Annotated in this window: 29 protein-coding genes; 16 read left to right on the forward strand and 13 right to left on the reverse strand. The window is 65.7% G+C overall.

The window, feature by feature from the left end; genetic code table 11:
* Positions 1-111: 111 nt before the first annotated feature.
* On the forward strand, positions 112-1194 hold the full coding sequence (locus AB4099_RS31490) for a HamA C-terminal domain-containing protein (protein ID WP_441480985.1): 1083 nt from the start codon (positions 112-114) through the stop codon (positions 1192-1194).
* A complete protein-coding gene (locus AB4099_RS31495) occupies positions 1191-3800 on the forward strand; it encodes a DEAD/DEAH box helicase (protein WP_441480986.1) in 2610 nt (869 codons plus the stop codon). Before AB4099_RS31490 ends, AB4099_RS31495 begins: the two co-directional genes overlap by 4 nt.
* Positions 3801-4191: 391 nt before the next feature.
* On the opposite strand, the gene AB4099_RS31500 is transcribed toward AB4099_RS31495, so the two are convergent.
* Positions 4192-4335: a GNAT family N-acetyltransferase gene (locus AB4099_RS31500; RefSeq protein ID WP_441480987.1), complete on the reverse strand. Its 144-nt coding sequence runs from the start codon at positions 4333-4335 to the stop codon at positions 4192-4194.
* A gap of 15 nt (positions 4336-4350) precedes the next feature.
* Here AB4099_RS31500 and AB4099_RS31505 point away from each other — a divergent pair, with 15 nt between their 5' ends.
* The 3 genes from AB4099_RS31505 to AB4099_RS31515 all read left to right on the forward strand — a co-directional run bounded on the left by AB4099_RS31505 (position 4351) and on the right by AB4099_RS31515 (position 5815).
* A complete protein-coding gene (locus AB4099_RS31505) occupies positions 4351-4476 on the forward strand; it encodes a hypothetical protein (protein ID WP_441480988.1) in 126 nt (41 codons plus the stop codon).
* A gap of 55 nt (positions 4477-4531) precedes the next feature.
* Positions 4532-5014 (forward strand): methyltransferase family protein, encoded by a 483-nt coding sequence (locus AB4099_RS31510; RefSeq protein ID WP_441480989.1) that lies wholly within the window; start codon positions 4532-4534, stop codon positions 5012-5014.
* A 222-nt stretch (positions 5015-5236) separates the two neighbouring features.
* Entirely contained in the window at positions 5237-5815 is a 579-nt protein-coding gene (locus tag AB4099_RS31515) for a cytochrome P460 family protein (RefSeq protein ID WP_441481006.1), read from the forward strand.
* 224 nt (positions 5816-6039) lie between these two features.
* Here the strand turns inward: AB4099_RS31515 and AB4099_RS31520 are convergent, their stop codons facing one another.
* Together AB4099_RS31520 and AB4099_RS31525 are read right to left on the reverse strand one after the other, a co-directional pair.
* The gene (locus AB4099_RS31520; RefSeq protein WP_162768336.1) at positions 6040-6288 is read right to left on the reverse strand and encodes a hypothetical protein; all 249 of its coding nucleotides are present in this window, start codon (positions 6286-6288) and stop codon (positions 6040-6042) included.
* Between the two features lie 237 nt (positions 6289-6525).
* Positions 6526-7023: a GNAT family N-acetyltransferase gene (locus AB4099_RS31525; protein WP_441480990.1), complete on the reverse strand. Its 498-nt coding sequence runs from the start codon at positions 7021-7023 to the stop codon at positions 6526-6528.
* A gap of 273 nt (positions 7024-7296) precedes the next feature.
* On the opposite strand from AB4099_RS31525, the gene AB4099_RS31530 reads away from it, so the two are divergent.
* The gene (locus tag AB4099_RS31530) at positions 7297-7773 is read left to right on the forward strand and encodes a GNAT family N-acetyltransferase (protein ID WP_441480991.1); all 477 of its coding nucleotides are present in this window, start codon (positions 7297-7299) and stop codon (positions 7771-7773) included.
* Here AB4099_RS31530 and AB4099_RS31535 read toward each other — a convergent pair.
* Both AB4099_RS31535 and AB4099_RS31540 read right to left on the reverse strand, forming a co-directional pair.
* A complete protein-coding gene (locus tag AB4099_RS31535) occupies positions 7770-8162 on the reverse strand; it encodes a VOC family protein (RefSeq protein ID WP_441480992.1) in 393 nt (130 codons plus the stop codon). The genes AB4099_RS31530 and AB4099_RS31535 overlap by 4 nt on opposite strands.
* A gap of 84 nt (positions 8163-8246) precedes the next feature.
* Positions 8247-8945 (reverse strand): DJ-1/PfpI family protein, encoded by a 699-nt coding sequence (locus tag AB4099_RS31540; protein WP_441480993.1) that lies wholly within the window; start codon positions 8943-8945, stop codon positions 8247-8249.
* A gap of 248 nt (positions 8946-9193) precedes the next feature.
* Here AB4099_RS31540 and AB4099_RS31545 point away from each other — a divergent pair, with 248 nt between their 5' ends.
* The 8 genes from AB4099_RS31545 (at position 9194) to AB4099_RS31580 (ending at position 17072) form a co-directional block, all read left to right on the forward strand.
* Positions 9194-10057, forward strand: a complete 864-nt coding sequence (locus AB4099_RS31545) for a hypothetical protein (RefSeq protein WP_441480994.1) — start codon at positions 9194-9196, stop codon at positions 10055-10057.
* Positions 10058-10069: 12 nt separating this feature from the next.
* Complete coding sequence (locus AB4099_RS31550; protein ID WP_113517395.1) at positions 10070-11329, forward strand: P22 phage major capsid protein family protein; 1260 nt, start codon at positions 10070-10072, stop codon at positions 11327-11329.
* A 73-nt stretch (positions 11330-11402) separates the two neighbouring features.
* Complete coding sequence (locus AB4099_RS31555; RefSeq protein WP_441480995.1) at positions 11403-11795, forward strand: hypothetical protein; 393 nt, start codon at positions 11403-11405, stop codon at positions 11793-11795.
* Entirely contained in the window at positions 11795-13210 is a 1416-nt protein-coding gene (locus AB4099_RS31560) for a hypothetical protein (RefSeq protein WP_441480996.1), read from the forward strand. The genes AB4099_RS31555 and AB4099_RS31560 overlap by 1 nt, the downstream gene beginning before the upstream one ends.
* Positions 13210-13485, forward strand: a complete 276-nt coding sequence (locus AB4099_RS31565) for a hypothetical protein (protein ID WP_441480997.1) — start codon at positions 13210-13212, stop codon at positions 13483-13485. The genes AB4099_RS31560 and AB4099_RS31565 overlap by 1 nt, the downstream gene beginning before the upstream one ends.
* Positions 13486-13497: 12 nt before the next feature.
* Positions 13498-14193: a hypothetical protein gene (locus AB4099_RS31570; RefSeq protein ID WP_441480998.1), complete on the forward strand. Its 696-nt coding sequence runs from the start codon at positions 13498-13500 to the stop codon at positions 14191-14193.
* A gap of 3 nt (positions 14194-14196) precedes the next feature.
* Positions 14197-15492, forward strand: a complete 1296-nt coding sequence (locus AB4099_RS31575) for a cell wall hydrolase (protein WP_441480999.1) — start codon at positions 14197-14199, stop codon at positions 15490-15492.
* Positions 15492-17072, forward strand: coding sequence for a hypothetical protein (locus tag AB4099_RS31580; RefSeq protein WP_113517401.1), 1581 nt, complete (start codon positions 15492-15494; stop codon positions 17070-17072). The genes AB4099_RS31575 and AB4099_RS31580 overlap by 1 nt, the downstream gene beginning before the upstream one ends.
* A 111-nt stretch (positions 17073-17183) precedes the next feature.
* On the opposite strand, the gene AB4099_RS31585 is transcribed toward AB4099_RS31580, so the two are convergent.
* The 8 genes from AB4099_RS31585 to AB4099_RS31620 form a co-directional block, all read right to left on the reverse strand.
* A complete protein-coding gene (locus AB4099_RS31585) occupies positions 17184-17495 on the reverse strand; it encodes a hypothetical protein (protein WP_113517402.1) in 312 nt (103 codons plus the stop codon).
* Between the two features lie 264 nt (positions 17496-17759).
* Positions 17760-18044 carry a hypothetical protein gene (locus tag AB4099_RS31590; protein WP_113517403.1) on the reverse strand — a complete coding sequence of 95 codons (285 nt, stop codon included), beginning with the start codon at positions 18042-18044 and terminating at the stop codon, positions 17760-17762.
* A 153-nt stretch (positions 18045-18197) separates the two neighbouring features.
* Positions 18198-18392, reverse strand: a complete 195-nt coding sequence (locus AB4099_RS31595) for a hypothetical protein (RefSeq protein ID WP_113517404.1) — start codon at positions 18390-18392, stop codon at positions 18198-18200.
* Positions 18393-18462: 70 nt separating this feature from the next.
* On the reverse strand, positions 18463-18621 hold the full coding sequence (locus AB4099_RS31600) for a hypothetical protein (RefSeq protein ID WP_162768339.1): 159 nt from the start codon (positions 18619-18621) through the stop codon (positions 18463-18465).
* Between the two features lie 329 nt (positions 18622-18950).
* Positions 18951-19229: a hypothetical protein gene (locus tag AB4099_RS31605; protein WP_113517405.1), complete on the reverse strand. Its 279-nt coding sequence runs from the start codon at positions 19227-19229 to the stop codon at positions 18951-18953.
* A gap of 97 nt (positions 19230-19326) precedes the next feature.
* On the reverse strand, positions 19327-19749 hold the full coding sequence (locus AB4099_RS31610) for a hypothetical protein (protein WP_441481000.1): 423 nt from the start codon (positions 19747-19749) through the stop codon (positions 19327-19329).
* Between the two features lie 363 nt (positions 19750-20112).
* Positions 20113-20460, reverse strand: coding sequence for a helix-turn-helix domain-containing protein (locus AB4099_RS31615; RefSeq protein ID WP_113517407.1), 348 nt, complete (start codon positions 20458-20460; stop codon positions 20113-20115).
* Positions 20436-20711, reverse strand: coding sequence for a BrnT family toxin (locus AB4099_RS31620; protein ID WP_113517408.1), 276 nt, complete (start codon positions 20709-20711; stop codon positions 20436-20438). The genes AB4099_RS31615 and AB4099_RS31620 overlap by 25 nt, the downstream gene beginning before the upstream one ends.
* A 126-nt stretch (positions 20712-20837) precedes the next feature.
* Between AB4099_RS31620 and AB4099_RS31625 the strand changes: the two genes are divergently transcribed.
* Positions 20838-21806 (forward strand): hypothetical protein, encoded by a 969-nt coding sequence (locus AB4099_RS31625; RefSeq protein WP_441481001.1) that lies wholly within the window; start codon positions 20838-20840, stop codon positions 21804-21806.
* A gap of 10 nt (positions 21807-21816) precedes the next feature.
* Positions 21817-22161: a hypothetical protein gene (locus AB4099_RS31630; protein ID WP_113517410.1), complete on the forward strand. Its 345-nt coding sequence runs from the start codon at positions 21817-21819 to the stop codon at positions 22159-22161.
* Positions 22162-22281 lie beyond the last annotated feature (120 nt).

Below are 22281 nucleotides of genomic sequence, written 5' to 3' on the forward strand. Positions count from 1 at the left end.
TATTCGGGAGCCTCCTCGCAGCTTGATCCATGCTCCTGCCCGAACCGTTCAAATGGCCCAGCCTTCGCAAGCGCGAGTTCCGTGCTCTAAGCTCCTTTGCACGGGACTGAGATGCCGGACGACAGCGCTTGCGGGCACAACGGCGATGTCATGGACGGCGATGCGTTCGCCCGTGCCCTTGCGACACTCCTAAACCCGTCCAGGATCGACAGCGTGGTGAACTGCTGCGTTCGCGCTGTCCACGACGCGGATTGGGAGGGACCGCGCACTGGCCTCCTGCACGTCCGGTTTGCAGAGGACAAGCCGAGGGTCGCGGACCTCGCTGAATTTCTCTGGCGGGAATGTATGTTCTACGCCCTCCCGAGACGTAAGCAGGAGAAGTTCCGCCGCGAAATCGCGGGGGGCGACATGACCGCCATCGCCAATTGTTACACGGCGGTGAAAAATCTATTCATAGACTTTAATGCCCGACACCCCAGCCGAGCGAGCGAGCTCGGCGAAGTTCTCGCCTATAGCTTGGTGCAGGAGCACCTCAGGGCTGCGCAGGTGGCGAGTAAGATGTCGCTGAAGACGGCAGCCAACATGCCCATCCACGGGCTGGATGGCATCCATGCCCTCTACGAGAACGGCTCGCTGACCGTCTATTTCCTCGAGTCGAAGCTTTCAGGTGACGGACGGCGGGGTGTTGCTTCTTACGCGGAGTCTGCGGCCGAGTTCCTCTCGGACCGCCGCCAATACCTCCGGGAGTACGAGATCGTCGCCGACCTCGGGAACCTAGACGCACTCGAGGGCGAGTCGAGGCAGCGCGCCCTCGACCACTTCGACGTCATAGGACATCCGGAACTTCAGCGCAGGGAACGGTTCGTCGGGGTCATCTGCCACTCGGAGCCGAGCCACTTTGGCAAGCGCCTCCCCATACGCGACGACCAGCCCCCAGACATCCACGAGCGCGACTTCGCCGACCGGTACTCCGCCGATCATGGCGCCCTGCGTCACGCCGCCCGGAAGCAGTTACTGAAGCATCGCGCGGACCCCGCGAAAGCCATCGTCTTCTTCGTGGCGGTGCCAGATGTGCGGGCGCTCCGCAGGGCGTTCTACGGGGCGATGGGCGTGCAGGAGCGGGACCTACCGCTGGACGGTGACGAAATTGATATCGACGACGACCTGGAGACGGGGAGCAAGGACCGGGCATGAGCTTCGCACTGGACCTCTCGGACCGCATGGCGGGCCACCAAGCGTTCTCCGAGATCCTCGGGCGCCTGGAGCGCTCCGGTGCCGCGCGTTCAATCGCCGCCGAACTCGAGCGGGCGTCGGAGCCTCCCTCTGACGAAGAACTGCACAAGCTCCTCTACTGCGCCGGGGTCTTCGTGCAAACCGAACATCTCGGCTATCGGCGCATGGCCCAGTCCATTGCGCTGAACGCGCTGATTGTCGCTGCCGGTAACGAAGGGGCGTACGAGCGCGGCCGCCGCATCCTGACAGACCTCGGCAACTTTCCCGCGCTGGCGCGGGTCGCCCGGCCTGGTCCGGAGACCGGATCTTCTTTCCTCGACGCACTTCGCCGGACGCTCTCCCGGGAACTGAACAGCGTACGGGTTGGCGCCGAGTGGTTGCCACTGACCGACTTCCAGAAGGACACTTGGGATGAGCTGCCCGAGGCCAGCGCGATCGCCGTCTCGGCGCCGACCTCGGCCGGCAAGTCGTTCCTCGTCATCGAGCATCTGTGCCGGCGAGTTGAGCGGGCGGAAGCCTTCTGTGCCGTCTACGTGGCGCCGACCCGGGCGCTGCTGTCTGAGGTGAGCGCCAAGATCCAGAAGCGCCTAGGAGAGGGGGCCGACATCAGGGTCTCCACGGTGCCCACGATCGACCCCGCCGCGCCGGCCCGACAGGTGTTCGTGCTGACGCAGGAGCGATTGCAGGTCCTCCTAGCCGTGTCCTCCGTCACCTTCGACCTCGTCGTCGTCGACGAGGCACAGAACCTGTCCGACGGTTCCCGAGGCATGATCCTCCAGGACACCATCGAGCAGGCCGTCCGCAGGAGTGGCGCCACCCGCCTCGTTCTGCTGGCGCCCGGCGCAAGGGGGTTCGAGACGATTGGAGCGACAATCGGTGTCCCCGACATGAACGTGGCGCGCTCCGAGCTTCCGTCCGTACTCCAAAATAGGATCCAGGTAAGGAAGGCGGAGGCCGCGAACGCGCTCGTGCTGGAGCTGCTAACGCCGGAGGGTCCGCGCCCGCTTGGCAACCTGAGGAGCGAGCGCGGATTCGACGTGCCAGAGAGCCGTCTCGCGGCCGCGGCGCTGGAGCTTGGCTTGGAGGGCGGCTCGCTCGTCTACGCTACGGGTCCGACCGACGCGGAGAAAGTCGCGAGGCAACTGGCCCACGGGAGGATGGACGACGCTAATCCCGCCTTGGCCGAGATCGCACACTTCGTGAAGGAGCACATCCATGCGGACTATACCCTCGCCGGAATGATCCGGAAGGGTGTCGCGTTCCACTACGGAAAGATGCCGACGCTCCTGCGCGAGACCCTGGAGGGCGCGTTCAGAGACGGCCACGTCAAGTTCCTCGCCTGCACCACCACGCTCTTCGAGGGCATCAATCTTCCCGCCAAGAACGTCTTCATCGACACGCCTACCAGGGGAACAGGGAAGCCTCTCGACCCTGCCGCACTGTGGAACTTCGCCGGGCGAGCGGGACGCATGTCCAAGGACATCGTGGGCAACGTGTTCCTCGTTGACTACGAGGACTGGCCGGAAAAGCCTCTCGACGCGTTTGTCGGCTACGAGGTGCAGTCATCTTTCTTGAAGACGGCATCGGACGTGCCCGACCGCCTGGTTGCGGCACTGGAGGGGGCAATGCCACCCGAGCTGCCCAACGACGACGACGCGACGCGTGTAAGGGCCGCCGCCGGCCTGCTGATCTCGAGAGCGGCCGGAGACGACGTCCAAGGATATGTCGACCGCACCCTTGGGAGTCTCGACGCAGGCCTGCGGGTCAGGCTGACCGAGGCGAGCATCGCCGCCAGCAAGCACATCGCCTTGCCCGCGAGCCTTCTCGCGACCAACTGGACCGTGGACCCCTTCGGGCTGCGCCGACTTTACGACAACATGCTGGAAAAGGTCGCCGCTGGAGAGACGCGTTCGCTGATGCCCGTCAATCCGCTCGGGAGGAGCGCCTCGACATCGTATGGGGCGATCTTCACGAGGATTCACCGGGAGGTAAACCGGGGCAGCGAAGGCTTCGCTGGCCTAGTCTCCGGCGTGGCGCTCGATTGGATGCGCGGCCTGCCGTATCCGGCCCTGCTCGCCAAAGCAGTCAGGCGTGAGGAAAGACGCAACGAGAAGAGGCGCGAGGCCAACAGGATTAAGCGGGAGCAGAACCCTCGTAGCAGAGTGAGGGATCCCGGGGAGATCGTCGTCGACGATGTCATTCGACGGGAATTCGATCTCATAGAGGACCAGGTCCGCTTCCGGTATGTCCAACTCGGCAAGGCCTATGTCGATATCCTCGCGATGGTCCTGCGCGAAACCGAGCAAGATGGGATGGTCGGCGACATCTACGACTTCCCGTTGGCGCTGGAGCTGGGCATCGCGACCAAGTCCGGCTGGTCGTTCATGGAGCTCGGCCTGTCACGGATTGCCGCCGCCGCGCTCCAGCCCGAGTTTCCCGACAGCCACCTTACGCCCGCCGCCGCGCGGAAATGGCTGGCGGGGATACCCGACGTAGGCGCCCTGCGTCTCGGCCCGGTGATCGTGGAAGAATTGCGACGCTTGCGGCTGATATCCCACCAGAGCTAATCGCGACTTATCAAACGTCAAGTTGTGTCTCTGGATTCGTAAGACCTCGTTCGAGATCGGAGTTTATGTGGACGGTCGTGCTCACGCCAAATTGCCATGGCGTCGGCCCATGCCGCATGCTGGAGGGGCAACCCCTGACCACGTTCCCTCGGTAGCGGGTCGGAACCGGCCAGCACGTCGAGCCCGTGTCAGCTAACTCAGTTTCGGTGAGGGACCGACCCGAAAACTGACACTGTCGGCGTCCGCTATGGGCCAATTCCGGTCACCCAGATCCGAATTCAAAAAGTCTCAGCCCGCGTGGATGTGCAGCGCCATCAGGATGCTGTCGCGATAGACACTCTCGTGCTTCCAGTCGCGCCGGCACCGGCCTTCGATCTGGAAGCCGAGCTTTTCATAGAAGCGCGCGCGCCGCTGCGTTGTCGTTGAGAACCAAGAGCGCGATGCGCAAGAGTCCTCTCTGGCGGCCCCGGTCGAGCGCCAGGGTGAGCAGGCGCCGGCCGAGGCCGCGGCCGCGATGGCTGGCGCGCAGGCCCATGCCCAGGGTGCCGACATGCGCACGGTCCAGGGAGGCGTCTGGGGCAATGTCGCACCAGCCGCCACGGTGACCACGCCGCTCCGCTCACTGGGGGGCGTGATCGGGAGGTGCCGCAAGCGAGCCCTGGACAAGGGCTGGTGATATGATCGCACGCGGTGGCATCCTTGATGAGGACGGGCTTCGGAGGGGCGGCGGCATGAGCGACGCAAACGGGAAGCTGCGCGACACGTCAGGCGCAGCGATACGGCCGCCGATCGCGTGGGCGCTTGCGGCGCTTGTCGGGCTCGCGCTCGACTGGCTCTATCCGCTGCCGTTCATGCCGGCGGACATCCGGGCGGGCGCTCTCGGCGGCATCCTGTTCCTCGCAGGCCTCGCCCTGCTGATCTGGGCGGCGACGACCTTCCGGCGCGCCGGCACGCAAATCCAGACCACGCAGCCGACGACGAGGATCGTCGATGCGGGGCCGTACCGCTTCACGCGCAACCCGATCTATCTCGGCATGTTCCTCGGCCTCATCGGCCTCGCCGTCGCCTTCGACAGCCTGTGGCTCCTCGTCCTGCTGGTGCCGTTTTCTCTCGTCATCCGCTACGGCGTGGTCGCCCGCGAGGAGGCCTATCTCGATCGGAAGTTCGGTGACGTCTATCTCGCCTACAAGGCCCGCGTCGGGCGCTGGCTGTAGCGACGGAGCGCGGGCGAGCCAGCCCCCAGATCCAGCGCCATCAGGATGCTGTCGGGGTAGGCGCCGTCGTGCTTCCAGCCGGTGCCGGCCTTCGATCGGGAAGCCGAGCTTTTCATGAAAGCGCGCGCCGCCGCGGGGCGGGCCTTCCAGCGGCTGGATCAAGGCAGGCGTGGTATGGTGCGTCAGGCGCGTCGCTCCGAGCGCCGTCATCAGGAGGGAGCCATGTCTGAACAGCCTCGCTCGCCTTCCCGCAAACTGCCGGCCGCTTTCGCCGTCGCCTTTGGCGCGGCGCTCGCCATCCTGGGCGGCATGGCGCTCGCCCAACAGGACAAGTACACGCTGAGCGTGCCGGGTGGGCTCGCGTTCTCCGAGTTCAGGGGATACGAAAGCTGGCAGGTCGTCGCCACCAGTCAGAATGACAGGCTGGTCGCCGTGATCCTCGCCAACCCCGTGATGATCGAGGCCTACCTGGCCGGCATTCCCGGGAACGGCAAGCCTTTCCCAGATGGCGCCAAGATGGCGAAGATTCATTGGAACCCGACGAAGAACCAGTACTTCCCGGACACGACGGTGCCGGGCACTCTCCATGACGTCGACTTCATGGTGAAGGACAGCACCAGGTTTTCAGATAGCGGCGGATGGGGGTGGGCCGTGTTCAACCATGACGCCCCGGCCAACACGTTCACGCCGGGCACGCTGACCGACCAGCCGCCGCAGGGGAACGACGCCAAGTGCGGCTTTTCCTGCCACACGGGCGTGAAAGCACGGGATTACGTTTTCACGGAGTATGGCAAGCGGTGAGGGGCGGACGGTGAATAAACCCGATCAGGCTCAGCGATTGCTGAGGACTCGGGACGATGCGTGCCGTGGCGCCTCCCGGGGCATGTCACCAGGACAGCGGTCCGGCGAGATCACTCACCACGGCACCGCACGTTCGACGCTCGCCCCAGTCCTTGGGCCCAGGCTCGCGTCACCGCCTCGGCGCAGGGCCTCTGCGGCTGCGGAAGGAAGGGGGCGGAGCCTGCTCAATGGGACGGTTTCGCGTTCCCGCGCGTGTCGTCATGGGAAAGATAGCTCAGGACGCTGACAATGGGCTGAAGCACCGAGATGCTGGCCGCGTTGCCCTTGGTATTCGCCAGGAGCTGGTCGTAGCGGGCCACGAGCTCGCCGCGCTGAACAAGACCCTTGTCGATCAACAGGTCGAGGAGGGTTGTGACAATCAGGAACTGGCTGCTGCTCAGGTCTGCCAGGACGTCAGCGTCATCGTCGTGCATCGCTCCGTCTCCCTCATTGAGCGACCAGCTGAACATGTTGAGGATGGTGCCGCAACGACGGAATGAATGAGGCGCGGCAGGGCCTGACGCTCCGGCGGCCGGCGCAGATGAGCGCGGCGGGCGTCGGCGCAGGTCGGGTTGACCGCGAAAACCGGGCCGAGCTTGTCCGCCAGGGCCTGGTTCGATGTCACTCCTTCATGAGGCGGCGTCACAGGAACACAAGGGGGGGAGCGGCCACTAAGGCGCTCCGAGATCCAGCGCCATCAGGATGCTGTCGCGGTAGATTCCGTCGCATTTCCAGTCGCGCCGGCGCCGCCCTTCGATCTGGAAGCCGAGCCGTTCGTAAAGGGCGCGCGCCGCCGCGTTGTCGTGGCGAACCGAGAGTTCGATGCGCTCCAGCCCGCGCTGACGCGCCCGGTCGAGCGCCAGGCTGAGGAGGCGCTGGCCGAGGCCCTTGCCGCGATGGCTGGCGAGCAGGCCCATGCCGAGGCTGCCGACATGGGCGCGAACAGGGGAGGCGTCCGGGATAATGTCGCACCAGCCGACCACCTCGCGCTCGACCGCCACGACCTGCGGGGCGTTGGCCTCGCGCAGGCCGGCGACGAACGCCGCGTAATGCTCGATCGGCGGCGCGCTCAGCCGCGAGAGCCAGCGCCCCTCGCGGGCGACGTCATCAAGACAGCGGTGACAGCCGGCGAGATCGCTCTCGGCGGCATCGCGTACATCCACACTCATCTCAGTCCTCAGCCTCAGGCCAGCATGTCTCGGGCAGAGTAGAGCCGTAAGCGACGACCAAAGGGAAGGGCGGCGAGGGGGCGAGCCTGTGTCCGACGCGACCCATGGCGGAGATGCCGCCACGACGACCGCACCGCCCGTGGTCGGGCTTATCGATTGGCAGGAGACAAGCAGTCCGGCGCGGTGAGTGTCTCGGTCGTGGCGTAGTCAGCCGTTGGCCTCTGCCGGATCGGCTGCTAGGTCTGGCGCTCCCGTGTTCGGCTGAGGCGAGTGATGAGCATCCAGGTGCGTTCTGCGCGGTCGGACGACGCCGGCGCAATCAGCGCCGTGATCCTCGCCGCGCTGCGCGAGAGCAATGCCAGGGATTATTCCGCGGACATCATTGAACGGGTGGAGAAAGGCTTCAGCCCCGCTGCCGTCTCGGAGCTGATGGCCAGGCGAACGATGTTCGTTGCCATGCAGGCAGAACAGCTCGTCGGCACGGCGAGCCTGGATGGGCGGGTCGTGCGGAGCGTCTTCGTGCGCCCCGACGTTCAGGGCCAGGGTGTCGGCACGCGTCTGATGGCAGAGGTCGAACAGACGGCGCGCGACAGGGGCGTCGCGGTCCTGACCGTTCCGTCCTCCGTTACGGCCGAGCCGTTCTATGCCAGGCTCGGCTTCACGGCGGTTCGCGACAGCTATCACGGCGAGGAGCGCACCATCGTCATGGAGCGGAATCTGACGGACCCGCAGGTTCGAGAAGGAGCCTAAAACTCGGCGTAGATCTCGATGATGTTGTCCTCCGGATCCCCGAAGAACAGCGTGCGATGGCGCCATTTGGCCAAGTCGGTCGGCTCCCTCAGGATGGCGACCCCCTTGGCGAGTAGCTCCGCGTGGCAACGGTCGACCGCTTCAAGCGGCACGCGAAAAGCCAGTTGAACCGCCGCTGTGCCGGGAGGCATGGGGCCGTCGTCGCAAACGGACCATGGTCCGCGAGGGCGAAGCGAGAGCAAGCTCGACCCGACGCGAAAGCTGACCCAATTCTCCTGATCGTGCTCGATCTGGAAGCCCATGATGTCGCGATAGAAGGCGCGCGTCTCCGTCATCCTGCTGCACAGGATGACGGTATGGTCGAGATTCCCGATCTCACCCAGGCTCATTGCGGACTCCAAACTGCATGATCAAGGCTATCCGGGCAGGGAGCGGGACGCCATCGTGAGCCAGCTTGTGTTCCGGTGACATCGTCAGCGGACCGAACCGTCCGCTCTCTCGCGCAGGCGGGCGGCGGCGTGTTCGGTTGCAAGCCGGCGCCGGTCGATGAAGGGCGCGATCTTCCGGCGTGTCGCCTCGACCAGGGCGGCGGGGGCCGAACGCGGCGATCCGCCGTCGAAGGGAGGCTCTGGATCATATTCCATCTGCAGCTGGATCTCCCGGGCGATCTCCTCTCCCAGGAGATCGGCGACGACGGTGAGCGCAAAATCGATCCCCGATGTGACGCCCGCGCCGGTGATGCGGTTGCGATCCTTCACGACACGCTCCGCGACCGGGATCGCGCCGAGCAAGGCAAGCTGGTCGATCGAGGACCAGTGCGAGGTCGCCCTGTAGCCGTCGAGCAGGCCTGCTGCGCCGAGCACCAGCGAACCGGTGCAGACGGAGGTCACCAGCTGACAGCCGGCCGCGATCCGCCTGAGAAAGCCAAGCGTCTCGTCGTCGCTCATCAGCTCGATCTGGCCGGGGCCGCCGGGCACGCAGATCAGATCGAGCGCGGCGCAATCGTCAAAGCGCAGCGTCGGCAGAATGGAGAGCCCGCGGTCGGACGTGACCGGCTCCGTCGTTTTCCAGAGCAGATGAACCTTGGCCCCGGGCATGCGGAAAAACACCTCCGCCGGGCCCGTCAGGTCGAGCTGCGTCAATTTTGGAAAGAGAACCAAACCAATCTGCATCTCGTAATCCCCGCCGGCGAACAGTTCCGCACTTATAGCGTGCAGCGAGGCGCGTGCCACCGGCGGTGAGCCCGGTCTCCCGCGAGGTCTCTGAATCCGCCGCCCTTCGAGGCGGCTTTTTCCATTCCTGAACCGCTGGGCCAAGGCCAGCCGTTTCCAAAGCTTCGGGCAGGTCTTCGCATGATGCGGAGGCCGCCACGATGACCCAGGCCGCTCCTCACCGGGCGGCCTTTTTCATGAGCGAACCCATGAGCGAGGATTTCAACCAGGCTGCCCCGGAGGCCGCGGACGGCGCGCTGTCGGAGACCTGGGACAAGGCCGCCCGTCCAGGGGCGGGGCCCGAGGCGCAATCGACTGAAGCCGCACTGCCGGAAGGCGAGGCGGGCGAGGGCGATGACGACGAGGGCGAGAAGGGCCAAGTGGACGGCGAAGAGAACGGCGAAGAGAACCGGCCGCGCAAAAAATCGCGGTCCGAGCGCCTGAGACGGCAGAACGAGCGATTGCAAGCCGAGCTTGCCGTGCTGAAATCCGGGTCGGCTGCTGCAGCCGTGCAGGATCAGGCCGGCTTTGAGGCCGCGGTCGCCCGCAAGGTCGGGGAGCCGCCGCGCGAGGCCGATTATGGCGGGGACTGGTTCGCCTATGAGCGCGCCATGACCGCCTATGAGGCCGACAGGCGGCAGGTTTCGCGCCAGGTGCTGGAAAGCGTGGAGCAGCACCACCATGCGGAACAGGTGCGCATCTCCGAGAGGCTCGACGACTATGTCGAGCAGTGCGAGGAGGTCGCGAAATCGATCCCCGATTTCAAGACAGTCGTGACCTCGCCGAGTTTCATGACCACCGACCTGGTCAAGCGTCTCATCCTGGATGCCGGCGATAAGGCCCCGCTGGTCGCCTATAACCTCGCCCAGAACCCCAAGCTCTGCGCCCGGATCAACGCGATGTCGCCGCTCGCGGCGGCACGCGAGATCGGCCGCATCGAGGGCCGGGTTCTGCTCCCCAAGAACAACGCCACGCGCGCTGGCCCCCCGCTTTCGGCGGTCCGGGGCAGTGCTTCCCCCGCAGCCCGCCTCGGCAAGTCGATGAGCGACTACGAGCGCTGGCGCAATTCATAAGGAAAAGCCGCAATGGCAAACGATCTGAAGGTCCAGGACATCATCGTCCGGGAAGCGCAGTACCAGCTCAAGAACGCGCTGGTGCTCGGCAATCTCGTTTCTCGCGTCCACGAGGGCGAGTTCGCCTCCGATGTCGACGGCTGGAAGAAGGGCGACAAGGTGCGCGTCAAGCGGCCGGAGAACTTCATCCCGGGCGAGGGCGCGACGCTCTCGGTCGCCGAGGCCGAGGAGGCGACGATGGATGTCGTCGTCGACACCCAGCTGAACAAGGGCCTGTCCTTCACCTCGAAGGAGCTGACCCTGTTCCTGTCCGGCCCGAAGGGGGCAAGGCGCATCGGCGAGGAGAAGATCAAGCCGCTGATGCATGCCTTCGCCAACCGGATCGATTCCGATCTCGCGGGCTTGTATCGCCATGTCCCGAACCATGTCGGCACGCCCGGCCTGACGATCGCCTCCTATCCGGACTATCTTAAGGGCACCGAGCGCCTGAACGAGCTCGCGGTGCCGATGGATGCGCGCTACGGCCTGCTCAGCCCCGCCGATGATGCCGGGCTGAAGGGCGCCTTCAACAACTATTACGACACCGCCGTCTCGCGAAACGCCCTGCAGAAGGCAAGGCTGCCGATGCTGGACGGTTCCGACGTCTACATGTCGCAGAACGTCAAGACGCATCTGGTCGGTGTCGCGACCGGCACGCCCTTGGTCCAGGGTGCCGGCCAGGCCGTGACCTATGCGGCCTCGAAGGCGAGCTATACCCAGACCCTGAACACCGATGGCTGGACCAATTCCACCACCGGCATCCTGAAGGCTGGCGACATCATCACCATTGCCGGGGTCTATGCGGTCAATCCGGTCGATGGCGACGTCTTGCCCTTCCTGCGCCAGTTCGTGGTCCGGGCCGATGCCGATTCCGGCGCCTCGACTGGGCCGGCGGCGCTGACGATCTCGCCGCCGATCATCACGTCCGGCCCCTACAAGACGGTGAGCGCGGCGCCTGCCGACAATGCCCCGATCACGGTCGTGGGAACCGGCGGCACCGGCTATCGTCAGCCGATGATCTTCCACAAGGACGCCTTCCATCTCGCGGTCGTTCCGATGGAGATGCCGGAGGGCGCGGCCTTCAAGGCGCGGATCAACGAGGATGGCATCTCGGTGCGCGTCGTCTCCGGCTACGGCATCACCGACGATATCAGCACCTGGCGTTTCGACGTGCTCTACGGCGTGACACCGGTGCGGCCGAACCTCGCAGTGCGCCTGAACGGCACCGCGTAAGTCTCTGTTGCATAGCGACAATCACAGGGGCGGCTCTCCGGAGCCGCCCTTTCTTCATGGAGGGCCTCGGATCATGAGCAAGAGCCGCGATGAGCTGGTGCAGGCGGTGCTGGAGGAGATCCAGCGCGCCGGCGTCAACGAGCCGCCATCGGCAGAAGATCGCCAGACCGTGCTTGCGCGCATGGACACGGCCTTTGCCGAGCTGCTGGCGCGCAATGTCATTCTCCAGCCGGTCGGCGAGGAGATCGATGACGAGATCTTTGACCATCTCGCCTGCGTGCTGGCGCGCCGGATTGCGCCGCGCTTCGGCCTCGGCAGCGACGGCGCGATCAAGGCCGGCGCCGACGAGGCGGAGGACAGGCTGCGCCTGATCGGCCGCGTCAACCGCAGCCCGTCGCGGGGCTTGCGTCTCGACGCCCTGTTCCGCCCGCGCCGCACCGGTTCCTTCACGCGGATCTTGGGCTGATGGTCGCCGTTCCTTTCCCCCGCAGCTCGGCACCAGGCCGGCTTGCCGAAAGCGGCGGCCGGCTGATCAACGCCTCCGTGGAGACGCTGAGCGATGGCCGCACCAGGATCAGCGGCGCCGCCGGCATCCGCGCCATCATCGAGACGACGGCGCATTCCCATTGCCGCGGCATGATCGAGATCAATGGCGTGGTGTTGGCTGCGCTGGATGACCGGCTCTACACGCTCACCCGGTCGGGCGGCGCCTATATCATCCGCGATATCGGGGCCTTCGCGGGCTCCAAGACGGTCTATTTCGCCCGGAATAACAAGGCGCCGACGCCCGATATCGTCGCGGTCACGGATTCGACCGCCTTCGTCATCAGCATGACGACGGGCGCCTCGTCCTATCCCGATGCGGATATCGGCTCGCCGAATTCGGTGACGTCGTTCGATGGCTATTTCTGCTTCAGCTACGGCAATGCCCGGATGCGAACGACGGGCCTTAACGACACCGCGATCAACACGCTCGACACGGCCTTCGCCGAGAGCAAGCCCGATGGCCTTCTGAGGGTCATCTCGATCGGCCGTTATTTGTTCGCCCTTGGGCCCCAGACGATCGAGGCCTGGCAGAACAACGGCAATCCGGTGGGTTTCCCGTTCTCGAAGCTGGAAACCATCCCGCGTGGGCTGGCGAGCGCCGACGCGGTCGCCGGCCACGAGAGCGAATGGTCGAACACCATCGTCTTCGCCGGGAACGACAATGTCGTCTACCGCATCAACGGCCTGGTCGCCGAGCCGGTCTCGACGCCCTCCGTCCAGAAGGCGCTGGAGCGGCTCGACGACATGTCGACGCTGCGGGCCATGGTCTATGCCCATGAAGGGCACGCGGTCTGGGCCCTGAGTGCGCCGGACTGGACCTGGTGCTGCGACATGACGACGGGCTCATGGGTGGAGCGGGCGAGCTATGGCTCCAGCCGCTGGCGCGCCTCGGCTTCCGTCAAATGCTTCGGCAAATGGGTGGTTGGCGACGCGGACACCGGCAAATTCGGGGTGATCGACCCCGATCATCACCTCGAATTCGGCGACCCGCTGGTGACGCGCGTCGTCTCGGCGACGATGAGTGGCTTTCCCGTCCAGGCCTTTCCCTCGCGGCTGGTGCTCGACATCATGGCGGGCGTGGGCGAGGCCGACGGGCCGGACCCGATCGCCACCAATCCGCATTGCACGATCGCCTGGAGCCGCGATGGCGGCGTCAGCTTCGGCAGCCCCGTGCGGCGCGAGATCGGCCGGCAGGGGCACTATGCCCGCGTCGTCTCGGTCAACCGGCTCGGCATGGCGAGCGCCAAGGGCATCCAGATCGCCGTCGAGATTTCGGACCCGGTCGCCTTCTCGCTGTTTGGCGGCGAGCTTTCCGTCCAGCCGGGATCAAGCTGATGACGCAAGCGACGAAAGGGCTGCCGGGCTCCGACACGCCCGTGCTGCAGCCCGGCACGGCCGTGCTGAACCCGCTCTATTTCATTTTCCTCGCCGCGCTCTTGGCGGCGCTGAACGACCGCATCGCGGCGACCAGCCTGACGACGAGCCCGGGCGCGCCCGGCGCAGCCGACATCCCGTCCGGCGACATCCGCATCTGGAAGAACACCGGCGCCGGCACCGTGCGCCTTTACGTCAACGATGGCGGGACGCTGAAAAGCGTTCTGCTGAACTGAGGAGAAATCGCCATGGCTTCAGCGAAGGGCGCCAGAAACGCCGCGATGTGGGGCGCCGACATGCTCAACGACAGCCAGGGACGCGTCCTTGGCGAGTTGGACAAGGGCTACGGCGCCGCAAACGGCTATCTCGGGCAGGCGGGCGATCTCTACTCCGGCATGACCGGGCAGGGGCAGCAGGGCCTCGACCGCTACAACGCCCTGACGCTGGGCAGCGGTGCGGACATCCAGAAGGCTCTGGAGGGTTCTGGCGGCTACCAGTTCAACATGAATCAGGGCCTGCAGGCGCTGCAGCGCACGCGTGCAGCGCAGGGCATGCTGAACTCGGGCAACACCGATACCGACGCGATGTCCTTCGCCAGCGGGCTCGCCAGCAACACGCTCGGCGCCGAGCGCCAGGCGCTGCAGCCCTATCTCAACATGTATCAGCAGGGGCTTGGCGGCCAGGCCGGGGTGTACGGCCAGCAGGGCGCCGCCGCGAGCGACCATTACGGCAATCGCGGCTCCATCATGGACAACACGACGAAGAGCATCGTCGGGCTCGGCACCGACGCGTTCAAGGCCGGCGACCAGGCCAAGGCGGCGAACCAGCAGATGATGCTGGGAGCGCTCGGCAGCATTGCCGGGCTGGCCGGCACGGCGATGGGCGGCGGCTTCGGCGCCGGCGGCTTCTTCACCAACATGTTCTCCCCCAAGGGAAAGGGCTGAGCCATGGCATTTCAGATCACGCCGCTCCAGATCAGCCAGCGCCAGACCGATTACGGGCAGCTCGGCACGCTCGCGGGCAAAATCGGCGAGCAGTTCACCAGCGGGCTCGAGGCCGGCCGCAAGCTGCAGGAAACGGCGAGCAAGCAGCAGCTTGAGGAACAGAAGCAGCAGCTTGAAGCGCAGAAGCAGGAGCTGCTGGGGAGGCTCACCGCGGACAATCCCGACTACAACCGGGTCGGCCGGGGCCTTATGGCGCTGGGCGCGATTTCCGATGGGGCCACGGTGATCGGCCTCGGTGGGAAAGTCAGGCAAGCCCCGCAGCGCGTGGCGGGCAGGGCGAACCCCTATCTCGGCGGCGATGCGAACGCTGGTGTAGCTGCAACGGCGCGGGGGCCGGCACTGAGGCAGGGCGCCCACGTCGCCTTGACCCCGGAGGATGAGGCGCGCCTCGAGCGCGCAACCGGCATGGTCACGACCGACGCCGACCGCGATGCCATTGTCAGGACGGTCTATGGCGAGGCGGACCGCGAAAGCCCCGAGGGGCAACGCGCGGTCGCCGCCGTCATCCGCAACCGCGCCAACCAGGCCGGGCTCACGCCCGAGCAGATCACGCAGCAGAGTAACGGGCGCAACTGGCAGTTCGAGCCCTGGGGCGATCCGGACGCCCGCGCGCGCATGGAGGCGATCCCGCAGCGGCGTTTCGACCAGATCGCCGGCACGGTGGCGCCCGTCATCGAGCAGGGGCTCGATCCAACCGGCGGCGCGACGCATTTCTACGCCCCGAAGGCGCAGGCCGCGCTCGGTCGTCCCGCGCCGCGCTGGGATGACGGAACCGGTACCGACCTCGGCAATCATCGCTTCTTCGCCCATGGCTACGGGCCGGGCGGTGGAACACCGGCGCCAGGCGCGGCAACCATCATCGCGCAGGGCGGGGGCGAGGGGCCGTCTGGTCAGGCCGCTCAAGCGGGACAGAGGTTCCTCGCCAACGAACCGCCTGCAGCCGGCCGATTCACCGCGCCGCCTGCCCAACTCGCTCCAGCCCCAGCGCAGCCCGGCGCTTCCAGTCTCAACGACAGCCGGACGGGCGGAACTGATGAGGCGGGGAGGAGGCGCGAGAGCACATACCGGCGCGCACAAGAGAATTTGAGGGCAAGGGATTTCCCACGCGGTCCTATGATGGATCCGCGCGAGATATGGCTCCAGGAGGAGGCCAGGGCAGCCATTGCCAGAGGCGCTTCGAAGGATGACGTCGCGATGCGCATGAAACAGAAATACGGCCTCACGCTGGAGGGCATTTGATGGGCGCTTTTGACGATCTTGTACCGAATTCGACCGGTAAGCCGGGCGTCCTTGAAACTGCCGCACTCAGTGCCCTTCAGGGTCTCACATTCGGCTTTGGCGACGAGGGTTATGGGCTGACGCAGGGCCTCAGGGGGTGGGCCTCCGGCGAAGGCTTCGGCAACGGCTATAATCGCGGCGCGACGGAATTCCGGGAGCGCGAGAAAGCCGGGAAGGAGGCCAACCCGATCACCGCCACGGTCGCGGAGATCGCGGGTGGAATGGGCACCGGCCTCGGGCTGGCCCGGACCGGGCTAACGCTTGTGCGCGCGGGAATGTCGACCCCCAAACTGTTGGGGGCAAGCGCTCTCGAGGGGGCGGGCTATGGCGCACTCTCCGGCGCTGGCAATGCCGAAGGCGGGCTCGCCGGAGGCGCGCGCGGTGCATTCGACGGGATGCAGACGGGGCTGCTTCTTGGCGTGGCGGCTCCCGCCGTCACGAAGCTGGGTGGCGAGCTCGCCCGCCATGTCCCCAGCCCCTTCAAGATTTCCCCCGAGCGGCAGGAGGCCCTTTCGATCCTGGCGCGCGAAGGCGTTCCGCTCAGCGCCGGCCAGAAGACTGGAAACAAGACTCTTCAAAATTGGGAAAGCAATTTCGGTGACGCTACGCTCGCTGGGGGCAAAGCGTCAAATGCGATGAAAGCGCAGGCCGAGGCTTTTACCGACGCTGCCATGCGGCGGGCGGGCGGATCGGGCCGGGCAAGCCGCGAGAATATCTCCAAGGCTGACGCACGTATCCGAGGGCAGTTCGACGAGTTGTCTGAGCGGAATACGTTTCAGATGGACCCAGATTTTCTAAAAGATCTCTGGAGCGTTAAGCGGCACTACGGAAATGAGCTTCCACCCGACAGCATAAGCGGTCTCGTCGGACGCCTCAAAGCGGGCAGCACCACGATGACAGGCAGAGAATACCAGACCCTGCGCACGGAGTTCGCAAAAAACGCGGACCAGGTCGGTGGAAATCGTGCGAAAGGTTGGAACCTGCTGCGCGACGCACTCGACGACAATATGCTGCGTTCGCTATCGCCGGATGATGCTGCGACGTGGCAGGCGGCGCGTCGACAGCATGCCAATTTGAAGGATATCAAGGCGGCGCGCGAAGATGCGACAACCGAGCTCATTTCCCCCCAATCTCTGTGGAAGGTGATAGCGGGAAGGGAAGCTGATGTGGGCGAGAGGGCCCTCGACGGCCTCGCGCGAGCTGGTAGCCAACTCATGACGCCGCTTGAGAAAAGCGCCAAGGCGCAGGGCGCTATTTCCATCGGTCAGCTCGGCGCAATCGTCAGCGGGACTGGGAATGCCCTGGAACCTGCCACTGCCGCAATCATGACCCTCGGCCCCCCTGTGTTCGGACGCGCACTCTGGTCTGGTCCTGTCCAGAAATATCTGGCCGGTGAGGCGCTCACACTGGCTGAGCGCGCAGCCATCAACGCCCGGCTTCGCGCTGCACTCCATGGTGGGGGGCAGTCTCAAGGGCAGAAATTCGGCTTGCCGACTTTCGATCCCTGGTCGAGGAGCTCCGCCGCCCCTGGCAAGCCCTGAGGTCGGTGGAGGCGCCCGCCCGAAGGCCAGCGCCATTTTGCGCGCGCGTTGCCGAGGGCGTTGACCATCAGAAGGCCGAGAGAACCGTGAGATTTGCGACCGGTTTGGCGGTCACCAGCGGTCGCGAAGCTCCTTCACTATTGCTGCCACGGCAAGAGGAACCAAATAACTTGCGATGATGAGGACGTTCAGCCAGAACGGGAGCCGCTCGAACATCTGTCGCGCGGTCACGAACACGAACGCCAGGCCGATGACCGAGATGATGATCATGGCGACGCATATCAGCAGCCACAGCGCCTGCCGCCAAAGCGGGATCCGCCGCACATAATCGCGGCTGCTCTCGCCGCGGATATCGTGTTCGTTGAGCTTCAGCACCAACCAGTCCTCCTGTCCCCCACGCTTCGGCACGGCGAACGCTGCCATGTCAGCGGGTTGTCCGGGTTAATCCACGCCCTCATCCGTTCGCGCCAAGTGCCCGAGTTGATTCGCAGACCTGGAACGCCGTTGCACGGCGCAGCTGCTCAGGAAGGGCGTCATCTAGCACTCTCCCGGTTCGGCATGGTCGCTCCAGAGCCAGGCGATTCCGATCCCGATCAGGCCAACCGCGACAACCGCGCCCGTCTCCATTTCGCGCGCTCGTTGCCGAGGGCATTGAACGGCAGAGGGCCGAGAGTATCGTGAGATTTGCTACCGGTCTGGCGGTCGCCACCGGATGGGCCACTCCGTCACGATTGAAGCCACGGCACAAGGAACCAGAAAGCTCGCGGTGATGGTGAGGTTCAGCCAAAGCGGCAGCTGCTCGATCATCTGCCGCGCAGTTAAGAACACGAACGTCAGGCCGAAGACCGGGAGGATGATCGCGCTGACGCCAATCAACAGCAACAGCGCCTGCCGCCAAAGCGGGATGCGCCGCACATAATCGCGGCTGCTCTCGCCGTCGCGGATATCGTGTTCGTCGAGCTTCAGCACCACGCAGTCCTCCTGGCCCCTGCTTCGTCCACGGCAACCGCCGTCACGCCGCCCATCTGTCCGCGTTAATCCACATCCTCATACGTTCGCGCCAAGCGCCCGAACTGACTCGCAGATCCGGCGCACGATTGCTCGGTGCGGCTGCTGGAAAAGGCGTCAGCCTTCTCTCCGTTCGGCATAGTCGCTCCAGAGCCAGGCGGTTCCCAGACCGATCAGGCCGGCCGCAGCGAGCATGACCCATTTATGCGGCCAGGTTCCCGAGAAGACCGGACTGAACAACCAGATCCCGCCCCCGATCATGGCAAGGCAAAGGACGAGGCTGATCAGACGGCGAAGGGCGGAGAGTTTCATCGGCAGGAGGCCATCTCAGTTCAGGTTGGGCTTTGCGGTGCACCGGAAGGCCAGAAGCCAGGTGCGCATCTCACTCCACCCCGACATCGTCGAGCGTGCCGAGCGCGAACATGGCGCCGATGCCAAGTACGGTGCTACCCAGCGACATCATTCCAACGAGAACGGCCAGCGCAAAGCCAAGCCGCGCCCATGACCGCCTGCGCCGAGGTCGCGGCCTGGCGGGCGTCATGGCGAGTGAAGTCCTGCCGGTGGGCGAAGGCTGCGCGCTGCGGTTCATCGGCAGGGACCGGCCATGGCGCGATCCCGCGCACTGTTCAGCACGAAGCGCATTGTCGCGATGGCGCGGACGAGCGCGCTCCTTCCGGCGATGATGTCAGCAACCATTTCGTTCCCCCAGCTTTCCCGATCCTGCCGCAGGGGCATGCACGTGTCCACGGCAGGTGCTGACAAATCACAGCCTGGTTCAGCCGGGCGGAGATCCTGGCCATTTGCGGCGGGAGCACCATGACGCTCGCCGCGCTCGTTGCCGGCCCGGATGCGGGGATGATGCGCTCTCGCCTACCAGCCGGGATCGACCGGCTTGCGGGCAAGCGTGAAGCGCGGGAACAGCGCTGAGCCGAGAAGCACGGCAGCGCCGAAACCGCTCCACACCCCACCCAGGAAGAAAAGCCAGCCGAGGCGCGCGCCTATCACGGCAAGGCCGAGCATGGAGACGGCCGCGATCAGCAGGGCGCCGCCCACCACGCCGCACAGCACCCGCCGCGCAGGCGTTATCGGCTCCAGCCGCTTTTCGCGCGGGTCGTGCTCGAGAATCCTGGGCGGTCTGATCTCTGTCATCGCGCGGCAAACTGCCGGATCGAGCGCCGCCCGTCCACGGTATTCGCTGCCAGGACCGTGGCTGATCCTGCCAGCCAACAGCAGCGGTGCAGCATGGTTACTGAACCTGTTTTGAAGCTTCGGTCGGAGCCAGTGCGGGAAGGCGCTCGGTCAAGGCGAATTGCAGCGATCGCGCGGCCTCGGAAGCCAGGCGAACCCGAACCAGGCCCCCGTCCTCTGTCTGGAGCGCGAGCGACAGAAAGCCCTGATCATCCGTCGCCACCTGGGAGGAGATCACCTCGCCAGCCTCATCAGCTGGATTGGCGAGATTGTAGTTCTCCGCCTTGCCGCTCGCGACAAGCCGCCTTGTGCTCTCCCCCGCAAGCGAGCGCAGGTTCGAGATCAGCACGCCGAGGCTGTCAGGGTTCACGTAGAATCGCGCAGGCGCCGTTTCGTGCATTTCGAGCGTGATTTCCGCCTGGGCGCCATCGTCGGTCAGGCCGATCGCCATGGCCTTCAGCGCGTAGAATCGATCGTCCATCAGTCCAGCCCCCCGAGCCGGGCCGATCCTGCCTGACGCATAGTCACGAGTCCACGCCCGGCCGACCGCCGCCAGCCGCTCCCACCGGAGCGGCCTTTCTCTTGGAGACATGCCCTCATGCCAGCCCTTTCATGGCCCCTGTCGCGACAGACGGTGCTCGACCTCAACGGCAATGCGGTGGCCGGCGCGCATTGCGCTTCTTTCTCGCGGGCACGACCACGCCGCTGATCGCCTATGCCGATGATGCGCTCTCGGTGCCGCTGCCGGCTTCCGGCATGTCCATGGCCTTCGCTGCCAAAACTGGCTGATCATGCCGTGCCCTGCTGACTTTCCTGGTCCTGGAGCGGTCAGCGCGCCAAAGCATCAGGCGGCTTGCAGAGCCCGCAATGCCGCTTCGGGTTCCCTGGCGACGATGGTGAGAAGCGCGCGCGCGGCGGGGTCGGGCAATGTGCGTCCCTGTTCCCAGTTCCGAAGCGTCGGGAGAGGAATGTGGAGCGCCTTCGCGAACTGCTCCTGTGTCATGCCGAGTTTGCTGCGGACAGCCTGTGGAGGAAGGACAAGCGAGAGCCCGGTCACACCACCATCCGGGTCGTCGCCATCTTCGCGCGCGTCCCGGCGGATCTCGCGCTCGGTCGTGGCGATCATCTTCGCGCGGTCGACCTTCGGGCGGTCAGCCTTGATCTGCTCTAGGGTTTTACGAACCATTGCCATGCTGCGCGCTCCTTCGTGTTGGCCATGCGGGCCGAAACGATCCGGCGGCTCGTGTCCCTGTCGGTGTAGACGATCGCAAGGATAAAGCCGTCGGCCTCGCCAATGGCCCTGCTGCGAGCCTCGCCATGGTCCGTCCGATCGTCCGCGGATTCGAGGGTAGGCCCTTCGAAGACGAGGGAGGCGAAATCGAAGCCGAACCCGCGCTTTGCGGGGTTCGCATCTGATTTTGCTTCGTCCCACTCGAATTCCACATCTGAAGACTACGCTGTGAGCGTAGTTTCGTCAAGAAGGCGCTGCGCTCCAAGCGTAGCAACCCAGTGCCCACCACCCCAGGCCGCTCCTCACCGGAGCGGTCTTTCTTTTGGAGACATGCCCCCATGCCAGCCTTTTCCTGGCCCCTGTCGCGACAGACGGTGCTCGATCTCAACGGCAATGCGGTGGCCGGCGCGCAACTGCGCTTCTTCCTCGCGGGCACGACCACGCCGCTGATCGCCTATGCCGATGATGCGCTCTCGGTGCCGCTGCCGGCCTCGCCCGATTTCATCGCCTCGGATGCCCATGGCCGCTGGCCGCGCGTCTATCTGCCCTATCGGAACTACAAGGAGGAGGTGCGCTCCGCGGCCGGCGTGCTGCTCTGGAACGATGACGGCATCGCCAACCCGGCGCCGGCCTCGTCCGGCGGCGGCGGCACGGTGCCCGACAGCGAGCGCTTCAGGACCGGCGACCCGAAATGGTCGTTCGAGCCCGGGCAGATCGTGGGCTTCGTCCGGCTGAATGCGCTGACCATCGGCAACGCGTCCTCGGGCGCCACCGAGCGCGCGAATGCCGATACCGAAGCGCTCTTCATCTGGCTGTGGAGCCGGCTGGACCACACGGTCTGTCCGGTCGCTGGCGGGCGCGGTGTGAGCGGCGCAGTCGACTATGCCGCGGGCAAGACGCTAGGCCTACCTGACTGGCGCGGGCGCGCTCCTTTCGGACTCGACACGATGGGCAACTCGGCGGCGAACCGACTGACGGGCGCAACGTTCGATCAGGGGAATTCGTCCACTTCAGGGTCGTATGGTGGCCGGGCGACCAATACCCTCGCTCAGGCGAACCTGCCGGCAGTGGCCCCCACTGGCTCCGTGACGGGGGCACTCAACAATATTACGGCGCTCACGGGCATTGGCTCCGTCGCAATCACGCCGGGTGGTGCTGGCGACGCTGCGGCGAAAAACCCCGTCGCAACGAGCATCCCGGTATCGTTCAGCTCTCCTTTGACTTTCACGGGCAACGCGCTTGGGTCGGGCACGGCCTTCAACGGCATGCCGGGCTTCGGGCTCGTCACCTGGCATTTGAAGCTGTGAGGGCAGGGCGATGAACCATTTTGGCTCCTTCGAACCCGCTTCCAACGCCGCCGATTGGGCGGAAGCGATCTCCGTCACCGACGCCGACACCGGCACCAGTTGGCCGCTCGCAACCTGTCTGATCGAATTGGAGCTGCGCGACCAGGATGGCGCCCGGCGCCTCCATGGCTCGACCGCGGACGGGGCGCTGACGTTGACCCCGACCGGTTTCGAGTTCGCATTCCCGGCCGCATCGATGCGCGGCCTTAGCGCCGGCTCCTACACCGTCAATATCCGCTTCACCGACAGCGCCACGGGCTTTGTTGCGGAGCCCGTCATCGCTGAACTGCCCGTGCTCGAGGGAGGCTTTCGCTAATGCCACGACCCGCCATGCGCTTGCGCATCCTGCCCCGCTTTCCCGCTCAGGTGCAGGCGACAGCGCCCGTCGTCGTCACCAGGATGGCGGGAACCTATGCTTTCACGGCCGATTTCAGCC

The sequence above is a fragment of the Allobosea sp. 2KB_26 genome (assembly GCF_052115715.1).
Lineage (GTDB): Bacteria > Pseudomonadota > Alphaproteobacteria > Rhizobiales > Beijerinckiaceae > Allobosea.